This window comes from Halorubrum sp. Atlit-28R (assembly GCF_003665955.1).
Lineage (GTDB): Archaea > Halobacteriota > Halobacteria > Halobacteriales > Haloferacaceae > Halorubrum > Halorubrum tropicale.
On the sequence record NZ_QPLS01000001.1, the window covers coordinates 193,485 to 216,417 of the forward strand.

At 70.4% G+C, this 22,933-nt stretch carries 19 protein-coding genes; 9 read left to right on the top strand and 10 right to left on the bottom strand.

The window, feature by feature from the left end; translation table 11 throughout:
* Positions 1 to 25: 25 nt before the first annotated feature.
* Positions 26 to 775 (top strand): GNAT family N-acetyltransferase, encoded by a 750-nt coding sequence (locus DVK06_RS01060; RefSeq protein ID WP_121598997.1) that lies wholly within the window; start codon positions 26 to 28, stop codon positions 773 to 775.
* Positions 776 to 808: 33 nt separating this feature from the next.
* Here DVK06_RS01060 and DVK06_RS01065 read toward each other — a convergent pair whose 3' ends face one another.
* Both DVK06_RS01065 and DVK06_RS18850 read right to left on the bottom strand, forming a co-directional pair.
* On the bottom strand, positions 809 to 1,801 hold the full coding sequence (locus tag DVK06_RS01065; protein WP_121598998.1) for an NAD-dependent epimerase/dehydratase family protein: 993 nt from the start codon (positions 1,799 to 1,801) through the stop codon (positions 809 to 811).
* Positions 1,802 to 1,861: 60 nt separating this feature from the next.
* Positions 1,862 to 2,005 (bottom strand): hypothetical protein, encoded by a 144-nt coding sequence (locus DVK06_RS18850; protein ID WP_199241411.1) that lies wholly within the window; start codon positions 2,003 to 2,005, stop codon positions 1,862 to 1,864.
* Between the two features lie 77 nt (positions 2,006 to 2,082).
* Between DVK06_RS18850 and DVK06_RS01070 the strand changes: the two genes are divergently transcribed.
* Positions 2,083 to 2,562 carry a zinc ribbon domain-containing protein gene (locus DVK06_RS01070; protein WP_121598999.1) on the top strand — a complete coding sequence of 160 codons (480 nt, stop codon included), beginning with the start codon at positions 2,083 to 2,085 and terminating at the stop codon, positions 2,560 to 2,562.
* Between the two features lie 28 nt (positions 2,563 to 2,590).
* On the opposite strand, the gene DVK06_RS01075 is transcribed toward DVK06_RS01070, so the two are convergent.
* Together DVK06_RS01075 and coxB are read right to left on the bottom strand one after the other, a co-directional pair.
* Positions 2,591 to 5,089 (bottom strand): cbb3-type cytochrome c oxidase subunit I, encoded by a 2,499-nt coding sequence (locus DVK06_RS01075; RefSeq protein ID WP_053772191.1) that lies wholly within the window; start codon positions 5,087 to 5,089, stop codon positions 2,591 to 2,593.
* Positions 5,086 to 5,862 (bottom strand): cytochrome c oxidase subunit II, encoded by a 777-nt coding sequence (coxB, locus tag DVK06_RS01080; RefSeq protein ID WP_053772192.1) that lies wholly within the window; start codon positions 5,860 to 5,862, stop codon positions 5,086 to 5,088. Before coxB ends, DVK06_RS01075 begins: the two co-directional genes overlap by 4 nt.
* A 261-nt stretch (positions 5,863 to 6,123) precedes the next feature.
* Here coxB and DVK06_RS01085 point away from each other — a divergent pair, with 261 nt between their 5' ends.
* Positions 6,124 to 6,546, top strand: coding sequence for a hypothetical protein (locus DVK06_RS01085; RefSeq protein WP_053772193.1), 423 nt, complete (start codon positions 6,124 to 6,126; stop codon positions 6,544 to 6,546).
* 52 nt (positions 6,547 to 6,598) lie between these two features.
* Here the strand turns inward: DVK06_RS01085 and DVK06_RS01090 are convergent, their stop codons facing one another.
* Positions 6,599 to 9,091, bottom strand: a complete 2,493-nt coding sequence (locus tag DVK06_RS01090; protein ID WP_053772194.1) for an RND family transporter — start codon at positions 9,089 to 9,091, stop codon at positions 6,599 to 6,601.
* An 81-nt stretch (positions 9,092 to 9,172) separates the two neighbouring features.
* Positions 9,173 to 10,867: a COG1361 S-layer family protein gene (locus DVK06_RS01095; protein WP_121599000.1), complete on the bottom strand. Its 1,695-nt coding sequence runs from the start codon at positions 10,865 to 10,867 to the stop codon at positions 9,173 to 9,175.
* A gap of 166 nt (positions 10,868 to 11,033) precedes the next feature.
* On the opposite strand from DVK06_RS01095, the gene DVK06_RS01100 reads away from it, so the two are divergent.
* On the top strand, positions 11,034 to 11,783 hold the full coding sequence (locus DVK06_RS01100) for a TetR family transcriptional regulator (RefSeq protein WP_121599001.1): 750 nt from the start codon (positions 11,034 to 11,036) through the stop codon (positions 11,781 to 11,783).
* A gap of 15 nt (positions 11,784 to 11,798) precedes the next feature.
* Here the strand turns inward: DVK06_RS01100 and DVK06_RS01105 are convergent, their stop codons facing one another.
* The gene (locus tag DVK06_RS01105) at positions 11,799 to 12,500 is read right to left on the bottom strand and encodes an HD domain-containing protein (protein ID WP_053772197.1); all 702 of its coding nucleotides are present in this window, start codon (positions 12,498 to 12,500) and stop codon (positions 11,799 to 11,801) included.
* A 174-nt stretch (positions 12,501 to 12,674) separates the two neighbouring features.
* Here DVK06_RS01105 and DVK06_RS01110 point away from each other — a divergent pair, with 174 nt between their 5' ends.
* Together DVK06_RS01110 and DVK06_RS01115 are read left to right on the top strand one after the other, a co-directional pair.
* Positions 12,675 to 13,637, top strand: coding sequence for a cation diffusion facilitator family transporter (locus DVK06_RS01110; RefSeq protein WP_121599002.1), 963 nt, complete (start codon positions 12,675 to 12,677; stop codon positions 13,635 to 13,637).
* A gap of 84 nt (positions 13,638 to 13,721) precedes the next feature.
* Positions 13,722 to 14,450, top strand: coding sequence for a YqjF family protein (locus DVK06_RS01115; protein ID WP_121599003.1), 729 nt, complete (start codon positions 13,722 to 13,724; stop codon positions 14,448 to 14,450).
* 37 nt (positions 14,451 to 14,487) lie between these two features.
* Here the strand turns inward: DVK06_RS01115 and DVK06_RS01120 are convergent, their stop codons facing one another.
* Entirely contained in the window at positions 14,488 to 15,777 is a 1,290-nt protein-coding gene (locus DVK06_RS01120; RefSeq protein WP_053772200.1) for a Glu/Leu/Phe/Val dehydrogenase, read from the bottom strand.
* Positions 15,778 to 15,949: 172 nt separating this feature from the next.
* Between DVK06_RS01120 and DVK06_RS01125 the strand changes: the two genes are divergently transcribed.
* Together DVK06_RS01125 and DVK06_RS01130 are read left to right on the top strand one after the other, a co-directional pair.
* Entirely contained in the window at positions 15,950 to 16,414 is a 465-nt protein-coding gene (locus DVK06_RS01125) for a PH domain-containing protein (RefSeq protein WP_053772201.1), read from the top strand.
* Entirely contained in the window at positions 16,411 to 18,417 is a 2,007-nt protein-coding gene (locus DVK06_RS01130) for a PH domain-containing protein (RefSeq protein WP_121599004.1), read from the top strand. The genes DVK06_RS01125 and DVK06_RS01130 overlap by 4 nt, the downstream gene beginning before the upstream one ends.
* A gap of 22 nt (positions 18,418 to 18,439) precedes the next feature.
* Here the strand turns inward: DVK06_RS01130 and DVK06_RS01135 are convergent, their stop codons facing one another.
* Positions 18,440 to 19,585, bottom strand: coding sequence for an acyl-CoA dehydrogenase family protein (locus tag DVK06_RS01135; protein ID WP_121599005.1), 1,146 nt, complete (start codon positions 19,583 to 19,585; stop codon positions 18,440 to 18,442).
* A 177-nt stretch (positions 19,586 to 19,762) separates the two neighbouring features.
* Here DVK06_RS01135 and DVK06_RS01140 point away from each other — a divergent pair, with 177 nt between their 5' ends.
* Complete coding sequence (locus DVK06_RS01140) at positions 19,763 to 20,824, top strand: phytoene/squalene synthase family protein (RefSeq protein WP_053772204.1); 1,062 nt, start codon at positions 19,763 to 19,765, stop codon at positions 20,822 to 20,824.
* A gap of 52 nt (positions 20,825 to 20,876) precedes the next feature.
* Here DVK06_RS01140 and DVK06_RS01145 read toward each other — a convergent pair whose 3' ends face one another.
* Positions 20,877 to 22,871: a DEAD/DEAH box helicase gene (locus tag DVK06_RS01145; protein WP_121599006.1), complete on the bottom strand. Its 1,995-nt coding sequence runs from the start codon at positions 22,869 to 22,871 to the stop codon at positions 20,877 to 20,879.
* Positions 22,872 to 22,933: the final 62 nt, after the last annotated feature.

Here is a 22,933-nt window from a genome sequence, read left to right on the forward strand (position 1 = left end):
TGTAGTCGGGGTGGTATCTACACCCATGGACCTACGCGAAGCAACTGCCGAAGACGTCGACGCGGTCCGGTCGGTCGCCCGCGAGTCGCTCGTGGCGTCGTACGGGCACGCCGTCGACGAAGCGCTGTTGGACGAAGCCGTCGAGGAGTGGTACGACGCCGGAGACCTCGGCGACGACGTCGAGGACGACGACGCGGTGTTCCCGGTCGCCGTGGTGGACGGGGTCGTCGTCGGGTTCGCGGAGAGCTACGTCGTCGGGCGCCGCGAGCGGGTCGGCGAGATAGACTGGCTCCACGTCCACCCCGACCACCGTGGCTCGGGCATCGGCTCGGCGCTGCTAGAGCGGGTCGAGTCGGCGCTCCGCTCGGCCGACGTCGACCGTATCGAGGCGCGCGTCCTCGCCGACAACGAGGCGGGCACGGAGTTCTACGAGCGCGAGGGGTACGAGCTCGCCGGCGAGCGCGAGGTGGACATCGGCGGCGAACTGTTCGCGGAACGGGAGTTCCGGAAGCAGGTCGGGCGGCTCAGGGGCATCTCCGAGGCGACGTACCAGACGGAGGACGGAGAGACCGTCCACGTCGCGTTCGACGAGAGCGACCGCGGCTCACAGGCCCCGTTCTACGTCGCGTACGTCGACCCGGACCACGAGCGCCGCTACGGCTACCTCTGTGGCAACTGCGAGGGGACGGACATCGCCATCGACACGATGGACCGGATGGAGTGCCGCGACTGCGGGAACCGGCGGAAGCCCGCGCGGTGGGACGCGGCGTACTGAGGGGGCGTCGCCGCCCGGAGCGGCGCGACCGCCTCAGAGCGTCTGCTTCACGCCGATGACGCGCTCCTCGGCCTCGCGGCCGGGGTCCCACTCGCTCCCGTCGCGGTCCGACTCGCGGTGCTCTTCGACGGTCCGCGACATCGCCTCGTCGACCGGCGTTGACTCCCAGCCCAAGTCGGCGAGCGCGCACGTGTCGAGCAGGTGCGGGTACTCGCGGTAGAGGGTGAACTCCTCCGGGTCGAGCCCGCCGGCCGCCAGCGCGTCCGCGCTCGCGGGAACGACGTCGACCTCGGTGTCCGCCGCGTCGGCGATGGTCTCCAGCGTCTCCCGTAGGGTGAGCGCCCGCCGGTCGCCGACGTTGTACGCCGCGCCCGGTTCGCCGCGCTCGGCGACGATCCGCAGCGCGCTCGCGACGTCCTCGACGTACGCCCGGTGCCAGAGGTTCTGTCCGTCCCCGGGGACGACGACGCGGTCGTGGGTGAGCACGCGGTCGATCCAGTAGTCGAGCCGCTCGGTGTAGTCGTACGGGCCGTAGACGATACACGGGCGGACGGCCATCGCGTTGACGCCCGCCTCGGCGGCCGCGAACACCTCGCGGTCGCCCTCGGCCTTCCGGTTGCCGTACGTCTCGTGGCCGTCGTCGACCGCCTGCGCGTCGGTACACGGCTCCAGCGGCGTCTCGCCCTCCCGCTTGGGAATCTCCTCGGCGGCGTAGCTGGAGCCCGAGGAGATGTAGACGTAGCCGTCGACGTCGGCGAAGACGTCGGTCGCGCTCGCCACGTCGGCCGGGTGGTACGCGACGCAGTCGATCACGACGTCCGGTTCGACCGACAGCTTCGCGGCCCGGAGCGCGGTCTCGTCTTTCCGGTCGCCCTCGACGTGGGTCACCCGGTCGTCGTCCGCGAAGGGGTTCTCGTGGTTCCCGCGGTTGAATATCGCGACCTCGTAGTCGTGCGCGAGCAGCTCCGCGACGGTGTGTCGGCCGATGAACCGCGTGCCGCCGACGACGAGCGCCGTGTCTGTCATACGCTAGATCGGACGAGGGACGTGAAAAGCGTGGCCGAACCGGAATTCGAGCCGTCCGGCTCAGTCGTCGTCGCCGCGGGGGCCGTCGCCGCGCCAGCGACGGTAGAGGAGGTACACGACGCCGAGGCCGATCCCCCAGGTGCCGACGCCGAACACCGCGACCGCGGCCCCGGAGAGGAACTCGCCGAGCGGAACGCCGAACATACCGTAGTTCGGCGCGTCCGCAACATAAACGCTCCGAGAGAGGTAGGTTCTCGGGGCGGGAGGTCGTACGGGCGCCCATGTCGGAACGCACTCGTCGGCGGCCCTGGCTCGCCGCATTGCTCGCGCTCGTCGTCTCGGGACTGGGTCACGCGTACCTCCGCCGGTGGGCCCGCGGGCTCGGCTGGTACCTGACGGTCGCCGCGGCGGTGTTCGTGTTCGTCCCGGAGTCAGCGATCTCGGGCGCGCTCGCGGGCGACCCGCCGGCGGTCTCGGAGATCGCGCCCGCCGCCGCGGTCGTGGTCGCCAGCGTGGTCGACGCGTACGTCGTGGCGGTCCGACACAACCGGACGTCAGAGCGGGACTCCGACGCGTCCCGAGGGACGGGCTCGCCGGACACGGTACCCGGTCCCGGCGCCGCGTCCGCGGAGGTTGCGGACGGCGAGGCGGAACCGGAGTCCGGCGAGACGATCCGCTGTCCCGAGTGCGGAAGGGAGACCGACCCGACGTTCGACTTCTGTCAGTGGTGCGCCGAACCGGTCGGTGAGAGCGACGCGTGACGGCGAAAAAACGGGGCCGCGAACCGCCTCAGAAGAGGTAGAACAGCGGGAAGACGAACACCCAGACGATGTCCACGAAGTGCCAGTAGAGGCCGAAGTACTCAATCGGCCGCTCGTCGTCGAGGTAGTGACCCTGGTACGCCCTGACGAACAGGAAGATTGCGACCACGAGACCGAGCAGCACGTGGATCCCGTGGAGCCCGGTCGTGACGTAGTAGATCGACGCCTGGATCGGGTCGCCGTGGGCGTTCGCGGAGATGGTCACGCCCTTGTCGAAGACCTCGTGGTTCCACTCCCACATCTTGATCGCCATGAAGACGAACCCGAGCAGGATGGTCGACCCCAGCGACGCCAGCAGGCCCTGCCGGCTCTTCCGGCGGGCCGCGACCAGCGCTAAGATCACGGTGAACGAGGACGTGAGTAGCACGAAGGTGTTGATCAGTCCGGGTAGCGGGTCGGTCAGCGGCTCCCACGTCATCCAGCCGGCGTTGTACCGGATGAAGATGGCCGCAGACAGCAGCGCGCCGAAGACGAGCACGTCGGACGCCAGGAAGAACCACATCCCCAGCTTCACCTTCTCGACGCCGTTGAACGGCCACCGCTCGGCGAACTCGGTCGGCGGAGCGTAGAAGTCCTCCGTCCCCCACTTCACGCCGGTGTATAGGAGTCCGCCGATCCCGGCCAGGATCGCGGTCGGGTAAAGCAGGTTGGAGATGACGACGTCGCTCTGGAGCGCCGTCTCGCCCAGTTCGACGGTCACGGAGTTGGCGAAGCCGGAGAGGCCGAACAGCAGGACGCCGAGGGCGAGCGACAGTGCTAACGGCCAGATGCTCGCGTGACTCGGATGTTTGTCCCAGTGAGCGTAGCTCGAGATGTGCGACGAGTGGGTGTCGCCGCCGTCGGTGGCGACGTTACCGTCCTCGTCCGTCTTCACCGCGGGCCCGCCGTCCGGCACGTAGTCTTTCACGAACTCCAGCTTTCCGGAGGCGTACGACGGCCTGTTCGGCCAGTTCTCCAGCGGCGGGGGCGAGGAGACCGCCCACTCCGCCGTCCGCGAGTAGTCCCACGGGTTGGCACCGGCCGGCTCGCCGGAGACGTAGGACTGCGCCAGGTTGTAGAACATGATGAAGAAGGAGAGTCCGAGCACGAACGCGCCGATCGTCCCGAACTGGTGGTAGATCTGGAACTCGGGGTTGTACTCGAACACCCGGCGCGGGGTCTCCCAAGCGAGGAACATCGAGAAGTAGACGGCGTTGAAGCCGAGGAAGAACGTGACGAAGTGGAGTTTCCCGAGGAACTCGTTGTACATCTTCCCGGTCACCTTCGGGAACCAGTAGTAGATCGCGCCAACGAGCGCCGTCGCCCCGCCGAACATCACGTAGTGGAAGTGCGCGACCACCCAGTAGGTGCCGCGGAACTCGTAGTCGAGCACGATTGCGCCGAGGAAGACCCCGGTGATACCGCCGAGGATGAACAGGAGCAGCGCCCCGAACGCGAACAGGAACGGCGTCGTGAACTGGATCCGCCCCTTGATCAGCGTGTAGATCAGCGAGAAGACGATCAGGTCGAAGGGGAGGGATATACCGATCGTCGTCGCCATCATCAGCGTCTTGATCTCCAGGTTAATCGTCGTGAGGAACATGTGGTGCATCCACACGAGGAACGACTGGACGGCGATCAAGCAGATGGAGATGATGACCCACTTGCGACCGACGAGGCGGCGGCCGGAGAACGTCTGGAACAGTTCCAGCATGACCCCGAGCGCCGGGAAGAAGACGATATACACCTCCGGGTGGCCGAAGAACCACCAAAGATGGCTCCACAGCAGGGCACCGCCCTCAGTAGCGGAGAAGTAGACGCTCCCGAGCACCCGATCGGAACCGAGAATCAACAGCGCACCGAGCAGCGCCGCGAACGCGAACAGCATCATCCACACCGTCGCGAGGATCGACCACGAGAACAGCGGCATATCCATGATACCCATCCCCTCGGCCCGGGAGTGATGAATGGACGTGAGGAAGTTCACGGTCGACGCGGTGACGCCGATAATGAACATCGTGAGCGCGAGAATCGCGCCGGTCGACCCGATGCCGGGCGTGTACATCGGCACGTTGAGCGGCGCGTACATCGTCCAGCCGGCTGTGAGCGTGCCGCCCTGGAAGAAGCTGATCCCGAGCAGCACGCCCGAGAACAGGTACATCCAGTACGATAGGGCGTTCAGCCGCGGGAACGCGAGGTCGTCCGCGCCGATCTGGAGCGGCACGAAGTAGTTCGCGAACCCGAACGCGAACGGCGAGAGGAACCAGAACACCATTATCAGCCCGTGCGCGGTGACGGCCTCGTTGTACGCCAACCCCGAGAGGATCTGGCTCGTCGGGTCCCACAGCTGGAGGCGGATGAGCAGCGCCATCACGCCGCCGAACAGCAGGAAGAACAGCGCGGTGATCGTGTACAGGATACCGATGTCCTTGTGATTGGTCGTGACCAACCAGCGCTTGACCGAGGTCGTCGGCGGGAGTTCGCTCATGCGTTCACCCCGCTGAGTACTCCGGACTCGTGCGCGGAGGTCTCGATACTGGCGCTCTCCGAGCTGTTTCCGGTGTTAGCGTACCACTCCTCCCACTCGTCTTGCGGAATGACCGTGATCTGACCCTTCATCTGCGAGTGACCGGGGCCGCACAGTTCGAAGCACTCGACGGGGTACGTCGCCTCGCCGCCTTGCGCCTCGACCTCCGCCGAGCTCACGGAGAACCAGTTATCGTTGTAGTCCCCGGGAATGGCGTCTGTCTTTATGCGTAAGTCCGACGATCCGAAGTTGTGCCAGACGTCCCTCGACGTCACGTTGATGTCGATCCGCTGGTCGGCGGGCACGATCAGCTCACCCCGTTCGGTGTGCCCGTTCGGATACTCGTACTCCCAACCGTACTGGTAGCCTTCGACCATGATCTCGATGTCGCCTTCCTCATCGGTGTCCGGCCCTTCCTCAACGTAGAGGAGGAGCCCGTACGAGTACACGACGAGGCTGATGACCACGATCGCGCTCAACCCGAACGAGAGGAAGAGCTTCTTGGCTTTCGGACCGCCCTGTCCCGTCGGGAGCTCGCCGACGACCGGCGCGTCGAACTCCTCGTCCGACCGGTTCCCGTCGTCGCGGTACTTGTACACGTTCCACAGCGTGTACGCCACGACGATGGTACCGACGAGGGTGCCGAGCGCGAGGAAGACGAAGAAGATCTCGTCGAAGACCTCCGCCTGTGCGCGCCAGTCGCCCCCTTGTTGTAGGATAACTGGATCTATCATGTTCGTCTGTCTGCTCTTGTACCACCCTTAGCGATGGTACACTTATCTCTTGTGTAGCGGGGCGGGCCATCGGGGAGTGAACGGGTCCGTTTCGCCCCCCGAGCGGGACCCCGCCGGCCGGTCGAACGGTGCCGCGGTCGAGGGGACCGATCGGTGCGGAGACCCCGCGTCAAAGGCGCGTCGAAGGGTATTTGTACGCGCGAACGGAGCCCCTAACAACGGAAATCCATGACATCACTCACCCTCTTGAGTACGGGGCTGATGGGCCTCCTCGTCGTCGCCACGTTCGTCGCGGTCGCCGAAATCGGGGCGAAGCGAGTCGCTCCCGGCCGCGACGAGACGGGCGGACGCTACGAGGCCGTCGTCGAGACGCTCGGCGACGTGGTCCGGACGCCGGTCGTGTGGGCGGTCTCGTTCGTCGGCATCACCGTCCTCGTCGGCGGGAGCATCCTCCTCGGCGTCGGGAGCTTCGGGATCCCCGAGGGCCTCGCCGGGACGCTGGTGAACGTCGCCTTCCTGGCCGTCGGGCTGCTGCTCGTCGGCTTCGTCTTCCTCGGCGCCTACTTCGCGACCCGGAGCCGCGGACTCGGGAACGCGCACGGCGTCGCCGCGGGCACCCTGGCCACCGGCGCCGCGTTCCTCGTCCTCGTCACGGTCCAGCTGGTCGTCGGCGTGGTCGGCTGACTCGGTCTCTTCTGTCTCTGCCGTCCGGTCGAAAGTCGCGTGGTACGCAGCGTCAGCGCTCGGCGCCGGCGCCGCGGAGCCCGTCGTCGAGCCCGAGGCCGACGAGCGATCCGTACCGGTCCCACACGACGACGAGCGAGGGGACGAGCAGGATCGAGCAGAGGTAGGCGTAGAACACGCCGAGCGCGAGCAGGACGCCGAAGTCGCGCAACAGGGGGATGACCGCGAGCCACAGCACGCCGAGCCCGGAGACCGTGGTGAGCATGCTGCCGGTGAGCGCGCCGCCCGTCCCCGCGATGGTGACGTCGAGCGCCTCGTCTATCGGCAGGCCCGCCTTGTACTCGTCGACGAACCGGTGGACGAAGTGGACGGTGTAGTCGACGCCGAGCCCGATGGAGACGGAGAGGATCGGCGCGTTGATCGGCGTCAGCGGGATGTCGAACAGCCGCATCGACCCGACGAGCAGGCCGACGGTGACGAGCACGGGGACCAGATTGAGGAAGCCGTAGACCGCCTTCCCTTCGAGGTAGGCGTACGAGAGCGCTAAGAACAGCGCCGTGAGCCCGAAGGCGGCGAACAGGCTGCGGATCGCCGACTCCGTCAGCAGGTCGATCACCGCCTCGTTGACCACGAGGGATCCGGTCGGAACCGCGTTGAGCGGCGTGCGCTCGGCGAGCTCGCGCACGTCGGCGACCGCCTCGGAGTTGTCGACGCCGGGTCGGATCGTGTAGTCGATCCGCGCGCTGCCGCGGTCGGCGGCGACGTACCCGCGGGCTCGGCCGTCCGCGGAGGAGTCGAGGAGCGCGTCGTACACCTCGTCGACGTTGCGGTCGGGCACGCCGTTGCCGAGGCGGTCGTTGCGCTCGACGAGCGCCGCGAACTCGGGATCGCGCGACGCGCGGTCCCCGATCACGGTGACGACGCTCGTCGCCTGCGCGCGGCGCTCGTCGGTCGTCGCGAAGGTGTCCGGGGGGTTCCGCGTCGTGCGGTGGATCAGCTCCAGGGAGTCGTCGTCCCTGATCGACTGGTCGATGTACAGCGTCACCGACCCCACGAAGTCCTGCTCGAACTCCTCCTCGAAGAGGGTCAACACGTCGAGGAACGTGTACTCCGTCGGCGCGAACGGCTCCGGGAGGTCCGCGTACGTCTCCAGCCGGTCCTGGTCCGGGAAGAACGCCTCCTCGGAAAACTCCGTGTTCACGCCGGTCCCGTAGGCGCCGCCGACCGCGCCGCCGACGAGGAGGAGCGCGACGACCGCGACCGGGGCGATCCGCGAGAGGTCGACGCCGACGTGGAGGACGCGCGCGAGCCGCGAGCCGCCGGCGCCGAGGGCGCTCGTCCCGAACGTCGGGATCGGGAACCGCTCGCGCAGCCGGTCGACGAGCACCTTCGCCGCGGGGAGGAAGACGCCGAATATCACGAGCGTGAACGTGATCCCCGCGGCCGCCACGATCCCGAAGTCGCGGTTCGGATCGAACGGGCTCACGACGTTGGAGACGAGCCCGAACACCGTGGTGATCGTCACCAGCAGGAAGGCGATGAGCAGCTGGTCGGTGGTGGTCCGCATCGACGCCTCGATGCCGGTCCCGGTCGCCCGCTCCTCGCGGTAGCGGTTGACGATGTGGATCCCGAAGTCGATCCCGACGGCGAGCAACAGCGGGAACACCGTCACGAGCGAGTCCGAGAACGGGATCCCGGCGTACCCCATGAAGCCGAACGTCCAGAGGAGCGACAGGAGCAGCGCGGCGATCCCGATCGCCATGTCGAACGGGTCGCGGTACGAGAAGATCAGGAACCCGACGATCAGGATCAGCGCCGCCGGGAAGACGATGATCGCGGTGTCGGTCAACAGCGCCGTGATCTCCGACTGGAGGACGCCGTCCCCGAAGAGGATGACGTTCTCGCCCGCCTCGTTACCCGGAACGGAGTCGACGACCTCGACGCTTCGGGTCTGTAGCTCGGTCACCCGCGCCGTCGTCGCCGCGTCGGGCAGGTCGTAGGTGATCCCGACGATGGCGGTGTCGGCCGCCTGCGCGGTGGGGTTGTAGTCGACCGACACCTGGGCCGCGATCGCGCCCGTCGCGTCGGCGTCGGCGATGGCCGTCCGCAGTTCGGCGGGCGTCGCCTCGGTCACGGCGTCGCGCCGCTCGGCCGCGGTCGAAGCGCTCGGGTCCAACCGCCGCGCGACCGCGTCCGCGTGGCTCGACGTCGACGCGACCCGGAGCGTCGAGCGCGACTCCAGCCGGTGTTGCGTCTCCAAGGTCCGCACGAGCGCGTCGCGGGAGAGGACGTTGTCGTCTGAGACGATCACCTGCGCCGACGTCGCGGAGCCGCCGATCGAGGTCTCGAACTCCTCGTCGATGTCGTCGAGCGCGCGCTGGGCGGGAATGTCCTGCGTGAACTGGTCCGCGCCGGCGCTGGTCTCGATGCCCGTCAGCCCGCCGGCAAAGCCGGCCGTCACGACGAGGAACACCGCGACGACCGCCAGCGGCCGCTGCGTGACGACGCGGTCGATCTCCTCGATCAGCCGGTCGGCCGCGGTCACCGGTGCCCCGCTGTCCCACGGTCGGTCGGCGGGCGGCCCCTCGGCGGGCGACCCGGCGCGGTGGTGCGTCCGCTCATCCGATCACCGTCGTCGGTACCAGACGGCGCCGCCGACCGCGGCGGCGACGAGCAGGGCGGCGACGGCGACGAGGCCGAGCGGCGGCCCGCCGTCGTCGACCGATTCGGTCACGGTCACCGGGACCTGGGTGATGTCCGAGATGCGGTCGTTCCCGCGGGCGTCCTCGTAGCGGAAGTCGAGCTCGACCGGGTGGTCCTCGACGCTCGCGCTCCCCGCGGCGGCCACCTCGAACCAGATCCGCGCGGACTCGCCGGGTTCGAGCTCGTCGACGAACGCCTCGTCGTTGACGGCCGTCAACGGGCTGTCGGCGTAGAGTCCGGCGTTGATCGACGAGAGGGTCTCCGGCCGCTGGTTCGTGATCGTGGCGTTGATCCGGCGGGTGTCGCCCGCCTGGACGGTCGCGTTCTCGACGGCTAACTCGAACTCAGGCTGTCGCGGCGCGACCTCGACGCGCCGGGTCTGCTCGGCCGTGAGGGTCGCGTCGCCGCTCTCGTACTCCGTGGTGAACCGGAACTGCCGCGGCCCGGGGTCGGCGCTCCCGCTCACGTCCGCGTCGAAGGTGAACTCCGCCGACTCCCCGGGCGGGATCCGCGGGAGCGCGTACCGGCTCTCGCCGAGGCTCACGCGGTTGCTCCCGGAGTCGGCGACCAAGACCGCGTTCTCGACGGTACGCGGCCCCTCGTTCGTGATCGTGCCGGTGACCGTCCCGGAGTAGCCGACTTCGAGCGTGCCGGAGACGTCGTCTAAGGAGAACGACTGCTCGCGGAGCGGGACGACCCCGGCACGGGCGGGCGCCGCCGTCTCGTCGAGGCCGTTCGGGTCGCGGTAGTCGACTGTCGAGGAGAGCGCGTAGGCGCCGCCGGCGAACGACTGCCCGACGGTCGAGTCGAAGGCCACCGTCCGGTTCTCGCCGGGCGCCCAGTCGCCGACGAACGACTGTCCGCCGCCCTGCCCGAGGGTGACGCCGGGCGCGGTCGTGCTCCCGGAGACGACCGCGTCGCGGGCGGTCTCGTCGCCGACGTTCGCCAGCGTGACGGTCACGTCGCCGCTCCCGCCGACCTGCGCGTCGGTGTCGGTCTCTAGGACCGCGAACCGCGCGCCGTCGTCGACGACGATGGTGACGTCGAAGTCGTCGATGCCGCGGCGGTCCTTGTGGTCGTTGAACTCTGGGATGATCTCGAAGGTGTAGCGGTAACGGAGGGTCGCCTCCACCTCGTATCGCCCGTCCGGCACGTCCTCGGGCACGGTCACGTCGAGCGGCACGGCGACCGGGCTCGCGGCGGTCGAGACGTCGCCGACCGGGATCTTGCCGTCCTCGACGTCGATCGGCACGCCGCCGTCGTCGACCTCGACGGTGAGCCCGCGCGCGGTCGTCACCCGGGAGTCGAGCTGGTTACCGATCTCCATCTCGCCGGTGTTGACGATGTCGAGCGTGATTGAGGACTCCGTGCCCGCCGGCACCGTTCGCTGCGACGCGAAGACCTCCAGCACCGGCGACCCGCGGACCTGTCGCGGGGTCGGATCGCTCGTCTGCGCGACGACGCCGTCGGCGGTCGGGGCCCCGGACAGGGCGGCCGAGTCCGCCGGCGATCCGCCCCCGCTCGGCGCCGCGGCGCCGGCGAGCGAGACGCCGACCAGGAGGGCGCTCGCCGCGGCGAGGGCGAGCGCGGCGGTGGCGAGTCGCGCCGGTCGGCTCATCGGTCCCCTCCGGCGGGGCCGCGCGAGGGTCTGGCCGCGCGGAGCGGCCGGTTGTACCGTGACGCGTCGGAACGAGTCATACGTCCCCGAGCGAGCCCCGCGACATAAGCGTGTTGAATGAACGTTCAATCAAGAGCTGTATATACCGGGGGCGAATACGTCGGGTATGGACGACCCGTTCGCGGAGCCCTCGAACACCCGGCAGGCCATCCTCGGCGCGGCGTTCCGCGCGCTCTGCGAACACGGGTACGCGAACGTCACGATCCAGCGGATCGGCGACGAGTTCGACAAGAGCCCGTCGCTCGTGTACCACCACTACGACGGGAAAGACGACCTGCTGCTCGACCTCCTCGGCTTCCTGCTCGACCAGTTCGAGGCGTCCGTCGCGGACGGGTCCCTCGCGGAGCCGGCGGACGACGCCGCGGCGGCCGCGGCCGACGAGGTGCCGGAGATGCCCCCCGAGGCCTTCGATCGCTCGGCCCGGGACCAGCTCGACGACTACCTCACGGCGGTCGTCGACCCCGCGTCGCTCGACGACCCGTACGCCCCCGACGAGCGGTTCGTCACGGTGATGACGGAGCTCCGCGCGCAGGCCGCGAGCGACGAGGCGTACCGCGACCACTTCGACCGCAGCGACCGCGTCTTCGGCGAGTATCTCGAACAACTCGTCCGCGAGGCCGCGGCCGAGACCGACGACGACGGGTCACCGGGCACCGCGGACGACTCACCCGGGCGCGATCCCGACCGCGTCGACGCCGCCGAGGTGGCCGTGACGCTCCAGACGTTCGCGACGGGCGGGATGTTCCGCTGGGCGACGGCGAACGGCGGCTCCTGGGTCGCGGGCTCGCGCGCCGGGATCGACCGCTACCTGGAGGCGATGCTCCCGCTCGTCGACGCGAGCGGTGCGGGAGAATAGCGGCCGGAGCCGCTCTCAGCGGTCCGTAACGCCCTCGGCGTCCATCCGCGAGACCTCCTCTTCGAGCCACTCGCGGAGCCACTTCACGCGCTTGATCCGCTGGTGCGCGATGCTCTCGGCGGTGTCGGAGACGACGCGGTCGGTGTGGTCGCGGGCGCGCTGGAGCACGCGGTCGACCATCTTCGCGGCGTCCATGTGCGTCCGCGACTCGTACCCCATGCGCAACAGCATGAGGACGGCGCCGTTGGCCCCGACCTTGTCGAGCACGTCGGCCTCGATCAGGCACCGGCTCTCTAGGGGGACGTCGTCGAGGTCGCCCGTGTACGAGTGGTCGACGACCGCGCCGCACACCTCTTCGATGAACGACTCGGGGTAGTTGCCGCGGCTCTGGAGGTACTCTCGGGTGACGCGCGCGCCGGCCTCCGCGTGGACGTCCTGTTCGGCCTCCAGCTTCGCGACGTCGTGGAAGACGGCCGCGACCCGCACGACGTCCACGTCGGCGCCCTCGGCCTCGGCGATCTCGGTCGCGAGGTCGACGACGTTGAGGATGTGGTTGAAGCGGTACGACGCGGAGTGCCAGGGGTACCAGCGCATCCGTCCGCCGTCGTCCTCGCTCTCGACGCTGGCCGCGAGGTAGTCGCGAACGAACCCCTTCATCTCCTCGAAGTCCTCGTCGCTCACCTCCGTTTCCTTAATTTCGACGCCCACCGGGACCACCTCGGGCGAAAAACTCGTGATTCATTACCGACACCGAGGAGCGTTTCGGTCTTAGGCGTTACGACGGAGTATCCGGCCGCTGACGCGACGACCGATCGGTCGCGGCGGCGCCCCGGGCGGGCGGCGGCGGCGCGACGCGGGACGCTTAACAGGGTCGGGGGCGCACCGGCGTCTATGCTGAGTCCCTTCGGGAACGACGACCGCGCTCGGTTCCAGCGGGCGGCGGCGGTGAACGTCGCCGGCAACGCCGTGAAGATCGCGGTCGAGGGTGCGGCGGGGCTCGCGTTCGGCAGCGTCGCGCTGGTCGCCGACGCCGCCCACTCGGTCGCCGACCTCGTCGCGAGCGCGGTCGTGTTCGTCTGGGGGGGCTCGCGGTACGAGAGCGCGGACGAGACGCACCCGCACGGCCACCAGCGGATCGAGCCGCTGACGGCGCTTTTCGTCGGCGCGACGGTCGCGATCCTCGGGCTGCTCCTGCTGCGCGAGTCGGTCCGCGGGCTGGTCGGGTCGGCCGAGGTGACGACGAGCCCGCTCCTCGTCGGCGCGCTGCTGTTCGCGATGGCCGACATGTACCTCCTGTACCGGTACACGGAGCTGGTGAACGCCGACCTGGGCTCGACCGCGCTCGACGCGCTCGCCGTCGACTGCCTCAACGACATCTACACGACGATCGCGGCGCTCGTCGGCGTGTTCGGCGTGTTCCTGAACGTCCCGATCCTCGACCCGGTCGCCGGCGCGCTCGTCAGCCTCCTCGTCGTGTATCAGGGTGTCGAGATCGGCCGCGAAAACGTCACGTACCTCGTCGGGGCGGCGCCGCCCTCCGGCGACCGCGAGCGCGTCGTCGCCGCGCTCCGCGACCACCCGGCCGTCGAGGGGGTCCACGACCTCACCGTCTACTACGACGGGACCGACCTGGAGGTCGAGGTCCACGTGGAGGTCGACGGGGAGATGACGCTCCGGGCGGCCCACGACGTGGAGACGGAGCTCGTCACGAGCCTCCGCGCGCTGGAGGACGTCGGGGACGTCCACGTCCACCTCGACCCGTCCGGGCTCGGGGAGTGGAAGGACGCGCCGGAGTGGGAGGACGCGGCGGACGGGTCGCACGCGTCGGGGGAGCCGGACGCGCCGGCGGAGTGACGCGGGGCGACCGCGTGGTCGGTCTGGAGCCCCGGGGCCGCCGGGGGCGTGCGGGTTTTGCACGTTCGTCCCCTACGATCGGATATGCTGGAACGCCGCTGGCTGGAGATGACGTGGCGGGACGGACTGTTCGCGCACTGGGCCGTCGACCCGTCGACCGTCGCCGCGGCGCTGCCCGACGGGCTGTCGGTCGCGACCCGCGACGGCGACGCCTACCTCGGGGTCGTCCCGTTCGTGATGGACGACATCCGCCCGCGGGGGGTGCCGGTCGGCCTGTCGTTCCCCGAACTCAACCTCCGGACCTACGTGGAGGGCCCGAACGGGCCCGGCGTCTACTTCCACAGCCTCGACGCGGACGACCGGCTCGGCGTGGCGGTCGCCCGCGGGCTGTTCCGGCTCCCCTACTACCGCGCCGAGACGGACGTTCGATGCCCGGGGGCGTGGGACGGGGTCGGCGGCGGGGGCGCGGACGCGGACCGCGCCGTGCGGTTCGCGAGCCGGCGCGTCCACGACGGCGCCCCGCACGCGCGGTTCGACGCGACGTACGCGCCGGCCGGCGAGGCGTTCACGCCGGAACCGGGGTCGCTGCCGGCGTTCCTCACGGAGAACTACCGCTTCTACACCGCCGGCTCCGGCGGGCGGCTGTACGTCGGCGAGATCGAACACGAGCCGTGGACGCTGCGCCCGGCCGCGGCGGAGATACGAGCGAACACGCTGTTCGCGGCCAACGGGTTCGACGAACCGGACGGCGAGCCGCTGCTCCACTACGCCGAGCCGATCGCGGTCGCCGCGGACCGGATCCGCCGGGTCTGAGGGTCGCGGGGCGTCCGCCTCGGCCGCGCGCGACTCGCTACGGGAAGAGCCCGCGGTACTCGTGCGCCTTCGCCGTGCGCTCCAAGGCGAGCGTGTACGCCGCGGTCCGCAGGTCGGGCAGATCCTTCTCGTCGTACTGGTCGATCGTCTTGTCGAACGCGCTCCCGATGCGGCGCTCGAGCTCGGCGTTGACGGTCTCGAGCGGCCACGAGAACTCCTGGGCGTTCTGGACCCACTCCAGGTACGAGACGATGACGCCGCCCGCGTTCGCGAGGATGTCCGGGACGACCTGGATGTCGCGCTCGGTGAGGACCTCGTCGGCGGCGACCGTCGTCGGCCCGTTCGCGGCCTCGACGACCGCCGAGGCCCGGAGGTCGTCGACGTTGTCGGCGGTGATCACGCCCTCGACGGCGGCCGGGATGAGCACGTCGACGTCGAGGGTGAGCAGCTCCGCGTTGGTGATCCGGTCGGGGTCGTCCCAGCTCGACCCGTCCGCGTTCCCCCGGTACTCGCCCGCGACGTACTCCTCGATCAGGCCGCCGGCGTCGACGTGCGCGCCGAGCGCCGCCACGTCGAGGCCGTCCGGGTCGTAGGCCGCGGCGGAGACGTCCGAGGTCGCGACCACGTTGGCGCCGGCCTCGTCGAGGAGTCGGGCCGCGTTCGACCCGACGTTGCCGAACCCCTGGATGGCGACGGAGGCGTCGGAGAGGTCGCGGTCGAGGTACTCGAAGAGCCGCTCGGTGACGAGCGAGACGCCGCGGCCGGTCGCCTCCACGCGGCCCGGCGTCCCGCCGATCTCCAGCGGCTTCCCGGTGACGACCTGGGGGACGGAGTACCCCTCGTACATCGAGTAGGTGTCCATCATCCACGCCATCGTCTGCGGGTTCGTGTTCATGTCGGGCGCGGGCACGTCGATCTCGGGGCCGATCATCCGGCGGATCCCCTCGGTGTACCGCCGGGTGAGCCGTTCGAGGTCGCGGTCGGTCAGGTCCTTCGGCTCGCAGATCACGCCGCCCTTCGCGCCGCCGTAGGGGAGGTCGACGAGCGCCGTCTTCCACGTCATCCAGCCGGCGAGCGCCTCGACCTCGCGCTGGGTGACCGACGGGTGGAACCGGACGCCGCCCTTGAACGGGCCGCGGGCGCTGTCGAACTGACAGCGGTACCCCTCGAACACCTCGACTTCGCCGGACTCCAGCTCCACGGGGAGCGTCACCTTCAGCGTGCGCTCCGGGTGCTTGAGCCGCTCGAACACCCCGTGGTCCACGTCTGCGTACTCCTCGGCGCGGTCCATCTGGGCGAGCATGTTCTGGAACGGGTCGTCGGCCATGGCCGGCACGACTCCGTCGCCCGTGATACCGGTTTCGGCAAGTATCGCCTTCGAAAGAGATCCTCTCGCATGGTCGTCGGGCCGAGTTCCACCGGTCGGTTCCGACCGGACTTATACGTCGGGCCCCGCAATCGCCTCCCATGACACACGGACGTGCGACGGGGGACCGTCGATGACGGCACAGACGCTCCACCCCCGAATCCAGATCGTGTGGGTCCTCCGCGCGGTGCTGCTCTCGGCGCTCGTGACCGCCCCGTTCGCCGGCGGCGCGTACCTCGAGTACCTCCCGCGATGGGCGCCGGTCGCCGTCGGCGCCGTCGTCCTGACGCTGACCGTCGGACACGCGCTGCTCCGGTACCGTCGCTGGAGCTACGAGATCCGCGAGGACGCCATCTACCTCGACCGCGGCGTGCTCACGCAGGTACGGACGACGGTGCCGCTGGTGCGCATCCAACACGTCGACTCGCGTCGCGGTCCGATCGAGCGGACCGTCGGGCTCGCCTCCTGCGTGGTGTACACCGCCGGGTCGCGCGGCGCCGACGTGCGGATCCCCGGGCTGACGCCGGACGGCGCGAGCGACCTCCGCGAGGAGCTGAAGCGGCTGGCCATCCGCGCCGACGGGGAGGACGCGGTGTGAAGCTGGCGCCGCAGTCGGTCCCGTACCGCGCGCTCCAGAAGGCGGCCGGAACCGCCGTCGCGCTGTTCGTGATCGTGAACAGCGGCGGGTTCGGCCTCCCGCTCGCGGTCGGCGGCGGGGCCGCCATCCTCCTCGCGATGTTCGCCTACGAGGTCGCGTACTACCGCCGGTTCGAGTACGTCCTCACCGAGGACACGCTCGACATCTCCTCCGGCGTCATCTCCCGCCGCGAGCGAGAGATCCCGTACCGACGGATCCAGAACGTCGACGTGAGCCGGAGCGTGATCCAGCGCGCAATCGGCGTCGCCGCGGTCGACTTAGAGACCGCCGGCGGCTCCAGCACCGAGGGGTCGATCCGGTTCGTCACGCCCGACGAGGCGACCCGGCTCCGGCGCGAGGTCCAGCGCCGGAAGGCCGGAGGCGCGCGACCCGAGGAGGCCGGCGAGGAAGCGGCGGCCGACGTCGACGCGGTCGAGGCCGGCCGCGAGGACGCGTTCGCGCCCGACGAGGAGGAGCTGTTCGCCATCACGCCGGGCGAGCTGGCCCTTGTCGGGGCGCTCTCGTTCGACGGGCGCCTGATCGGGCTCCTGGCGTTCCTGAGCTCCGGGTCGTTCCCGGTGCTGTCGAGCTTCCTGCCGGAGGCGTCGGCCGCCGCGCTCACCGCGACGGCGTTCGTCGGCGTGGCGGCGCTGTTCGTCGCGTCGTGGCTCATCGGCGCGGGCGTCGCCTTCTCGAACTACTACGGCTTCCGGCTCTCGCGCGCCGGCGACGAACTCCGGTACGAGCGCGGACTGTTCCGGCGGTACAGCGGGTCGATCCCGACCGAGAAGGTCCAGACGCTGCGGATCACGGACAACCCCGCCAAGCGCGCGCTCGGCTACGCGAGCCTCTCGATCGAGACCGCGGGGTACGCCCCCGGACAGAGCGCGGAGTCCGGCAACCAGTCCGCGGTGCCGATCGCCGCGACCGACCGCGTCTACCGGCTCGCACACGAGATCGAGTCGTTCGGCACCCCCGAGTTTGAGCGGCCGCCGAAGCGGATCCGGTGGCGGTACGTCATCCGGTACGCGCTGATCGTCGGCGTCCTCACGGGGATCGCGTACGGCGTGAACTGGTACGCCTCGGCGGCGCTGCCGTGGTACGCGGTCGCCGCGCTGCTCCTCGTCGCGCCCCCCGCGGCGCACCTGAAGTGGAAGCACCGCGGCTACTGGGTCGGCGAGGACCACCTGCTCACGCGGAACGGCTTCTGGAGCCGGACCGTCGCCGTCGTCCCGTACTACCGGATCCAGAACGTGATCGACAGCCGGACCGTGTTCCAGCGCCGGTGGGGCGTCGCGACGGTCGTCGCCGACACGGCGGGGACCGGTTCGCTGACCGGCAGCGACGCTGCCGCTGTCGACTTCGAGGTGGCCGAGGCCGAGGCGTTAGAGGAGACGCTCACCGAGCGCCTCGCGACCGCCGTCGCGGAGCGGCGCGGCGCCGGGACCGACCGCTTCGAGTGGGTCGACGGAAACGTCGACGCCGACGAGAGCGGCGACGGCGACGGCGGCCTCGACGGGGACGCCGGCGAGCGCAACGCGGGCATCGACGGCCCCGCCGAGCCCGGCGCCGACGGGCCCGGCGCGGACGTCGACGAGGCGGCGTCCGACCCGACGACGGCGGTACCGGACGCCGACGAGACGACGGACGACGACGCGCACGACGTCCCCGAAGACGGCGTCGTCCGCCCGGACTTCTCGCCGAGCGACCGCGACTACTCGGAGCCCGCGGAGCGCATCGACACCGGCGAGTACGCGGTCGACCAGAACCCGTCGGACGCCGACGTGGCTCACGGGCCGAACGCGGACGGCGGTCGCGACGGGACGAAGGCGGACGACGACCGCGACGGGGATGGGAAAAGAGACCGCGACGACACGGAGGTCGGTCGGAGGGACGCCAACGGCGACGATCCTGAGGGTGATGGGGACGACCCCGAGGGCGACGGCGCCGATTCGCGGACCTGACCGACGGGACCGATTCGCGGTCCTACTCGTCGAGCAGCTGCTGGGCGATCGTGTTGCGCAGCACTTCGCTCGTCCCCTCGTAGATCTCCGAGAGCTTCGCGTCGCGGTAGAAGCGCTCGGCGGGGAAGTCCTTGGTGTAGCCGTAGCCGCCGTGGATCTGGATCCCCTCGTTGGCGACCTCGCGGGCGATCTCCGAGGCGTACAGCTTCGCCTGCGCGGCCTCCTTGATGTAGTCGTCGTCGCGCATCTTCAGGTCGGCCGCCTCGTGCATCAGCAGCTCCGCGGCGCGGGCCTTCGTGTCCATGTCCGCGAGCTTGTGCTGGATGGCCTGGAAGTCGCTGATCGGGCGGTCGAACTGCTCGCGCTGCTGGGCGTACGACTTCGCTTCGTCGAGCGCGGCGCGCGCGATCCCGACCGACCGAGCGGCGATGGTGATCCGCCCGCCGTTGAGCGTCTTCAGCGCGTGGACGAACCCCTCGCCCTCCTCGCCGAGCCGGCGCTCCTCCGGGATCCACATGTCGTCGAACCGCAGCTCCGCGGTCGGACACCCCTTGTCGCCGAGCTTGTCTTCCGTCCCCTCGACGACGAACCCGTCGTCCTCCTCCGGACGCACGATGAACGACGAGATGCCCTTCCGACCCGCGTCGGGATCGGTCTTGGCGAACAGCGTGACCGTGTCGGCGACGGAGCCGTTCGAGATCCAGAGCTTCCCGCCGTTGACGAGGTAGCCGTCCCCGTCGCGCTCCGCGGTCGTCGACATCGCGGGCACGTCCGACCCGGCCTCGGCCTCCGAGAGCGCGAACGCGCCGATGTCCTCGGCGGTGTTCAGGGCGGTGAGGTACTCCTCCTTCTGGGCCTCGTCGCCGAACTCGTAGAGCATGTTCCCGGCCAGCGACGTGTGGGCCGCGACGACGGTGCCGAGCCCGCCGGAGCCGCGGGAGATCTCTTCGAGCCCGATGGCGTAGCTGTGGTAGTCGAGGCCGGCGCCCTCGTACTCGACGGGGAACGGCATGCCCATCAGCCCGAGGTCGGCCATCTCCTCGACCAGGTCCGCGGGGAACTCGTCTGTCTCGTCGATCTCGGCCGCGCGCGGGACGACCTCCTCGTCGACGAACTCCGCGACGGTGTCGCGGATCTGACGCTGCTCTTCGGTGAGCGTGAACTCCATGTCGGAGCGTTCGGCCGGGCGGACTTAGCCGTTTCCACACGGTTGTACACGGGTCGGCGGTTCGTCGGCGCGGACGGGGACCGAGTCGTGCGGTTTCGGCGCCCCGAGCGGCGATCGGCGCACGGCCGCCGTTCCACGAGGGTTTTTATGCGTTGTGCCGTAAACACTGGCAACTGAATGAGCGGACGAGAACACGCCCCCGCCGAGGCCGACCTCGCGTGGTGTCACGAGGCGGTCCAGGGGGTCTCGCGGACCTTCGCGCTGACGGTCGACGTGTTAGAGGAACCGATGGCGTCGCAGATCTGCGTCGGATACCTCCTCTGTCGCGTCGCCGACACGGTCGAGGACGCCGGGCACATCCCGCCGGACGCCCAGAGCCACGTGCTGCGGACGTACCGGCGAGCGATCGACCCGGACGACGAGACCGACATCGCCGAGTTCCGCGAGACGGTCGACGAGTGGCTGCCCGCGGAGCGCGACGACGACTGGACCGTCGTCGCCGAGGCGCCCACGATCGCCGCGACGTTCGAGGAGCTCGACCCGGAGGCGCAGGCGGCCATCGTCCCGCCGGTGCTGGAGATGGTCGATGGGATGGCGATGTTCGTCGACCGCCACGCCACCGAGGGCGGGCTCCGCATCGACGACCGCGACGAGCTAGAGCAGTACTGCTACTACGCGGCCGGCACGGTCGGCAACCTCATCACGAACCTGCTCACCCGCGGCGACGTCGCCGAGGAGCGCGCGAAGCGGCTGCGGGAGACCGCCGAGGAGTTCGGCCTCCTCCTCCAGTTAGTGAACGTCTCGAAGGACGTGTACGACGACTACACCGAGGAGAACAACGTCTACCTCCCCGCTGAGTGGCTGGAGGCGGAGGGCGTCGACCAGGAGCGGGTCGTCCACCCCGAGAACCGCGAGTCGTCCGCGCGCGTCGTCGACCGCACCGCCGACTACGCCCGCTCGTTCCTCGACGACGCGCAGGCGTACTTGGAGACGATGCCCCTCTCGAACGGCAACACGATGGAGGCGTGGACCGTCCCGTACCTGCTCGCGGTCGGCACCCTCCGCGAGCTGGGGAGCCGCCCGGAGGACGCGCTCACCGAGACCGGCGTGAAGGTGTCCAGACAGGAGGTGTTCGCGGTGATGTCGGCCGCGAGCGGCGTCGGTCGCGACTCGCTGGCGGAGCTGCGACAGACCATCGCGCGGACTCCCTTCCACCGCGCGGTCGGGTCGGCGGACTGAACTCCCCCGGGCCGTCGCCGGACGGGGGTCGTCGTCTCGTATCGTCCCGCACTCACAGGCGCGACCGCGCCCGCGACACCGCCGGGACGCGAACCCCGATGGTCTCTCCGAGGGCCTCGGCCGCGCTCAGCAGCCACTCCGCGCGCTCGACGCGCGAGTCGAGGTCGCCGGGACCGATCCGGTAGCGGTCGACGAGCTCCTCGACCGTCGCGCCGCCGATCCACTCGTCGAGGATCCGCGCCGTCTTCACCGACTCCAGCCAGCCCTCGAAGTCGTCCGGGTCGGTCATGTCCGTGGTGAGGCGGGCGGCGTTCCGCCGCGCGAACCGGTAGACGTCGGCGCGCTCGGCGTTGCCGAGGTAGGTGTCCTGCATGTCGGGCGTGTCGCAGATCACCTCGAAGGCGGTGAGCGTGGTCGCCTCCGGGAGGTCGGCGGCGGCGCGGAGCCCGGCGACGATCCGCTCGCCGGTCTCAGGGCGGACGTACTGCTTCGAGGTCGTCTCCCCGACGGCCGTCGCGACGAGCCGGTAGTCCTCGACGCCGCCCGTCTCTCGGGCGACCATCCCGGCCGCGACGAGGTCGTCGACCGCGACGGCGACCGCGTCGGCGAGGCCGCCCGCCCCGGTCTCCCGCGCGTAGAACGTCCCCTCGAACACGTCGAGGATCTCCGTCTCGGTCGCCGCGAAGTCCGTCGCTACCGCGGCGAGGACGTGCGTGCGGAGCGCGCCGGGGTCGGCGAGCTGCGACTCGACGGCCTCGGGATCGCCCTCGACGTAGCGCTCGCGGACCGCCTCGCGCGTGTCGGCGTCGGCGACGAGGACCGCCTCGCCGTGAGGGTCGAGCCCCGGCCGGCCCGCGCGGCCGCACATCTGGTGGACCTCGAGCGTCGGGATCCACGACATGCCGCCCTCCCCGTAGCGGCGCTGGTCGCGGACGACGACGCGGCGGGCGGGGACGTTGACCCCGGCCGCCAGCGTGGGCGTGGCGCAGATACAGGCCACGTCCCGCTCGCGGAACGCCGACTCGACGACCGCGCGGTGGCCCGAGCGGAGCCCGGCGTGGTGGAACGCGACGCCGGCGCGCAGGCAGTCCGCGAGCTGTCGGCCGGTCATGGTGCCGTCCACGCCGATCGCCTCTTCGGCCGCCGCCGCGGCCGCGTCCTCGACGCCCAGCGCCGCGGCGAGGCCCTCCTCCGCGAGCCGCTCCGCGAGGTCGGCCGCCTCGCGCCGGGAGCGGACGAACGCGAGGCACTGGCCCCCGTCCGCGACCGCGTCGGCGACGAGCGCGGCGGTGACCTCGGTCGCGTCGGGGTCGTCGGTGTCGTCGGCATCCCCGTCCCGGGCCTCGCCGCCGTCACCGTCGCCGGCGGTCTCGTCGGGGCCGACGTCGACCGAGAGGCTCGTGCCGTCGTCGAACCCGACCTCGCCGCCGACCGCGACGCCGGTCCGCAGGTCGACCGGGCGCCACTCGGACTCGACGAGGGCGGCGTCGAGCCAGTCCGCGATGGCGTCTGGGTTGTCGACGGTCGCCGACAGCGCCACCGTCTGGAGGTCGGGGTTCCGGCGCCGGAGCGTCGCCAGCGTCACTTCGAGCGTCGGGCCGCGCCGCTTCGCGCCGAGGAGGTGGACCTCGTCGACGACGACGCAGGCGAGCTCGTCGACCCACGAGGCGCCGTTGCGGATCGCGGAGTCGACCTTCTCGCTCGTGGCGACCACCACGTCGTTGCCGGCGAGCGCCTCGCCCGTCGCGTCGAAGTCGCCGGTGGAGATGCCAACGTCGACGCCCGGCAGCGCCGCGAACGTCTCGTACTTCTCGCGGGCGAGCGCGCGGAGCGGACAGACGTACAGGCCGGGGCCGCCGGCCGTCAACAGCGCGAGCTGGGCGATGAACGTCTTGCCCGACGCGGTCGGCACCGCCGCGACGACGTCGGTCCCCTCGCAGACGCCTGCGTCGACCGCCGCGCGCTGCGGCGGGTACAGCTCGCGGACGCCCCGCTCGGTGAAGTGGTCGACGACGGGCTGAGACAGCGGCAGGTCCCGGACGCGCATGTACCGCTCGTTCGGCGGGACCGGTGATAAAGAGTCGGCGGAATCCCCCTCGGCCGCCGCGG

Excerpts from the sequence above, each read along its gene's own strand:
- DVK06_RS01085 (WP_053772193.1), top strand. The coding sequence starts at position 6,124 with ATGGGCCTCCTCGTCGTCGCCACGTTCGTCGCGGTCGCCGAAATCGGG.
- DVK06_RS01110 (WP_121599002.1), top strand. The coding sequence starts at position 12,675 with ATGCTGAGTCCCTTCGGGAACGACGACCGCGCTCGGTTCCAGCGGGCG.
- DVK06_RS01095 (WP_121599000.1), bottom strand. The coding sequence starts at position 10,867 with ATGAGCCGACCGGCGCGACTCGCCACCGCCGCGCTCGCCCTCGCCGCG.
- coxB (WP_053772192.1), bottom strand. The coding sequence starts at position 5,862 with ATGATAGATCCAGTTATCCTACAACAAGGGGGCGACTGGCGCGCACAG.
- DVK06_RS01135 (WP_121599005.1), bottom strand. The coding sequence starts at position 19,585 with ATGGAGTTCACGCTCACCGAAGAGCAGCGTCAGATCCGCGACACCGTC.
- DVK06_RS01070 (WP_121598999.1), top strand. The coding sequence starts at position 2,083 with ATGTCGGAACGCACTCGTCGGCGGCCCTGGCTCGCCGCATTGCTCGCG.
- DVK06_RS01065 (WP_121598998.1), bottom strand. The coding sequence starts at position 1,801 with ATGACAGACACGGCGCTCGTCGTCGGCGGCACGCGGTTCATCGGCCGA.
- DVK06_RS01060 (WP_121598997.1), top strand. The coding sequence starts at position 26 with ATGGACCTACGCGAAGCAACTGCCGAAGACGTCGACGCGGTCCGGTCG.
- DVK06_RS01145 (WP_121599006.1), bottom strand. The coding sequence starts at position 22,871 with ATGCGCGTCCGGGACCTGCCGCTGTCTCAGCCCGTCGTCGACCACTTC.
- DVK06_RS01120 (WP_053772200.1), bottom strand. The coding sequence starts at position 15,777 with ATGGCCGACGACCCGTTCCAGAACATGCTCGCCCAGATGGACCGCGCC.
- DVK06_RS01075 (WP_053772191.1), bottom strand. The coding sequence starts at position 5,089 with ATGAGCGAACTCCCGCCGACGACCTCGGTCAAGCGCTGGTTGGTCACG.
- DVK06_RS18850 (WP_199241411.1), bottom strand. The coding sequence starts at position 2,005 with ATGTTCGGCGTTCCGCTCGGCGAGTTCCTCTCCGGGGCCGCGGTCGCG.
- DVK06_RS01115 (WP_121599003.1), top strand. The coding sequence starts at position 13,722 with ATGCTGGAACGCCGCTGGCTGGAGATGACGTGGCGGGACGGACTGTTC.
- DVK06_RS01140 (WP_053772204.1), top strand. The coding sequence starts at position 19,763 with ATGAGCGGACGAGAACACGCCCCCGCCGAGGCCGACCTCGCGTGGTGT.
- DVK06_RS01125 (WP_053772201.1), top strand. The coding sequence starts at position 15,950 with ATGACGGCACAGACGCTCCACCCCCGAATCCAGATCGTGTGGGTCCTC.
- DVK06_RS01100 (WP_121599001.1), top strand. The coding sequence starts at position 11,034 with ATGGACGACCCGTTCGCGGAGCCCTCGAACACCCGGCAGGCCATCCTC.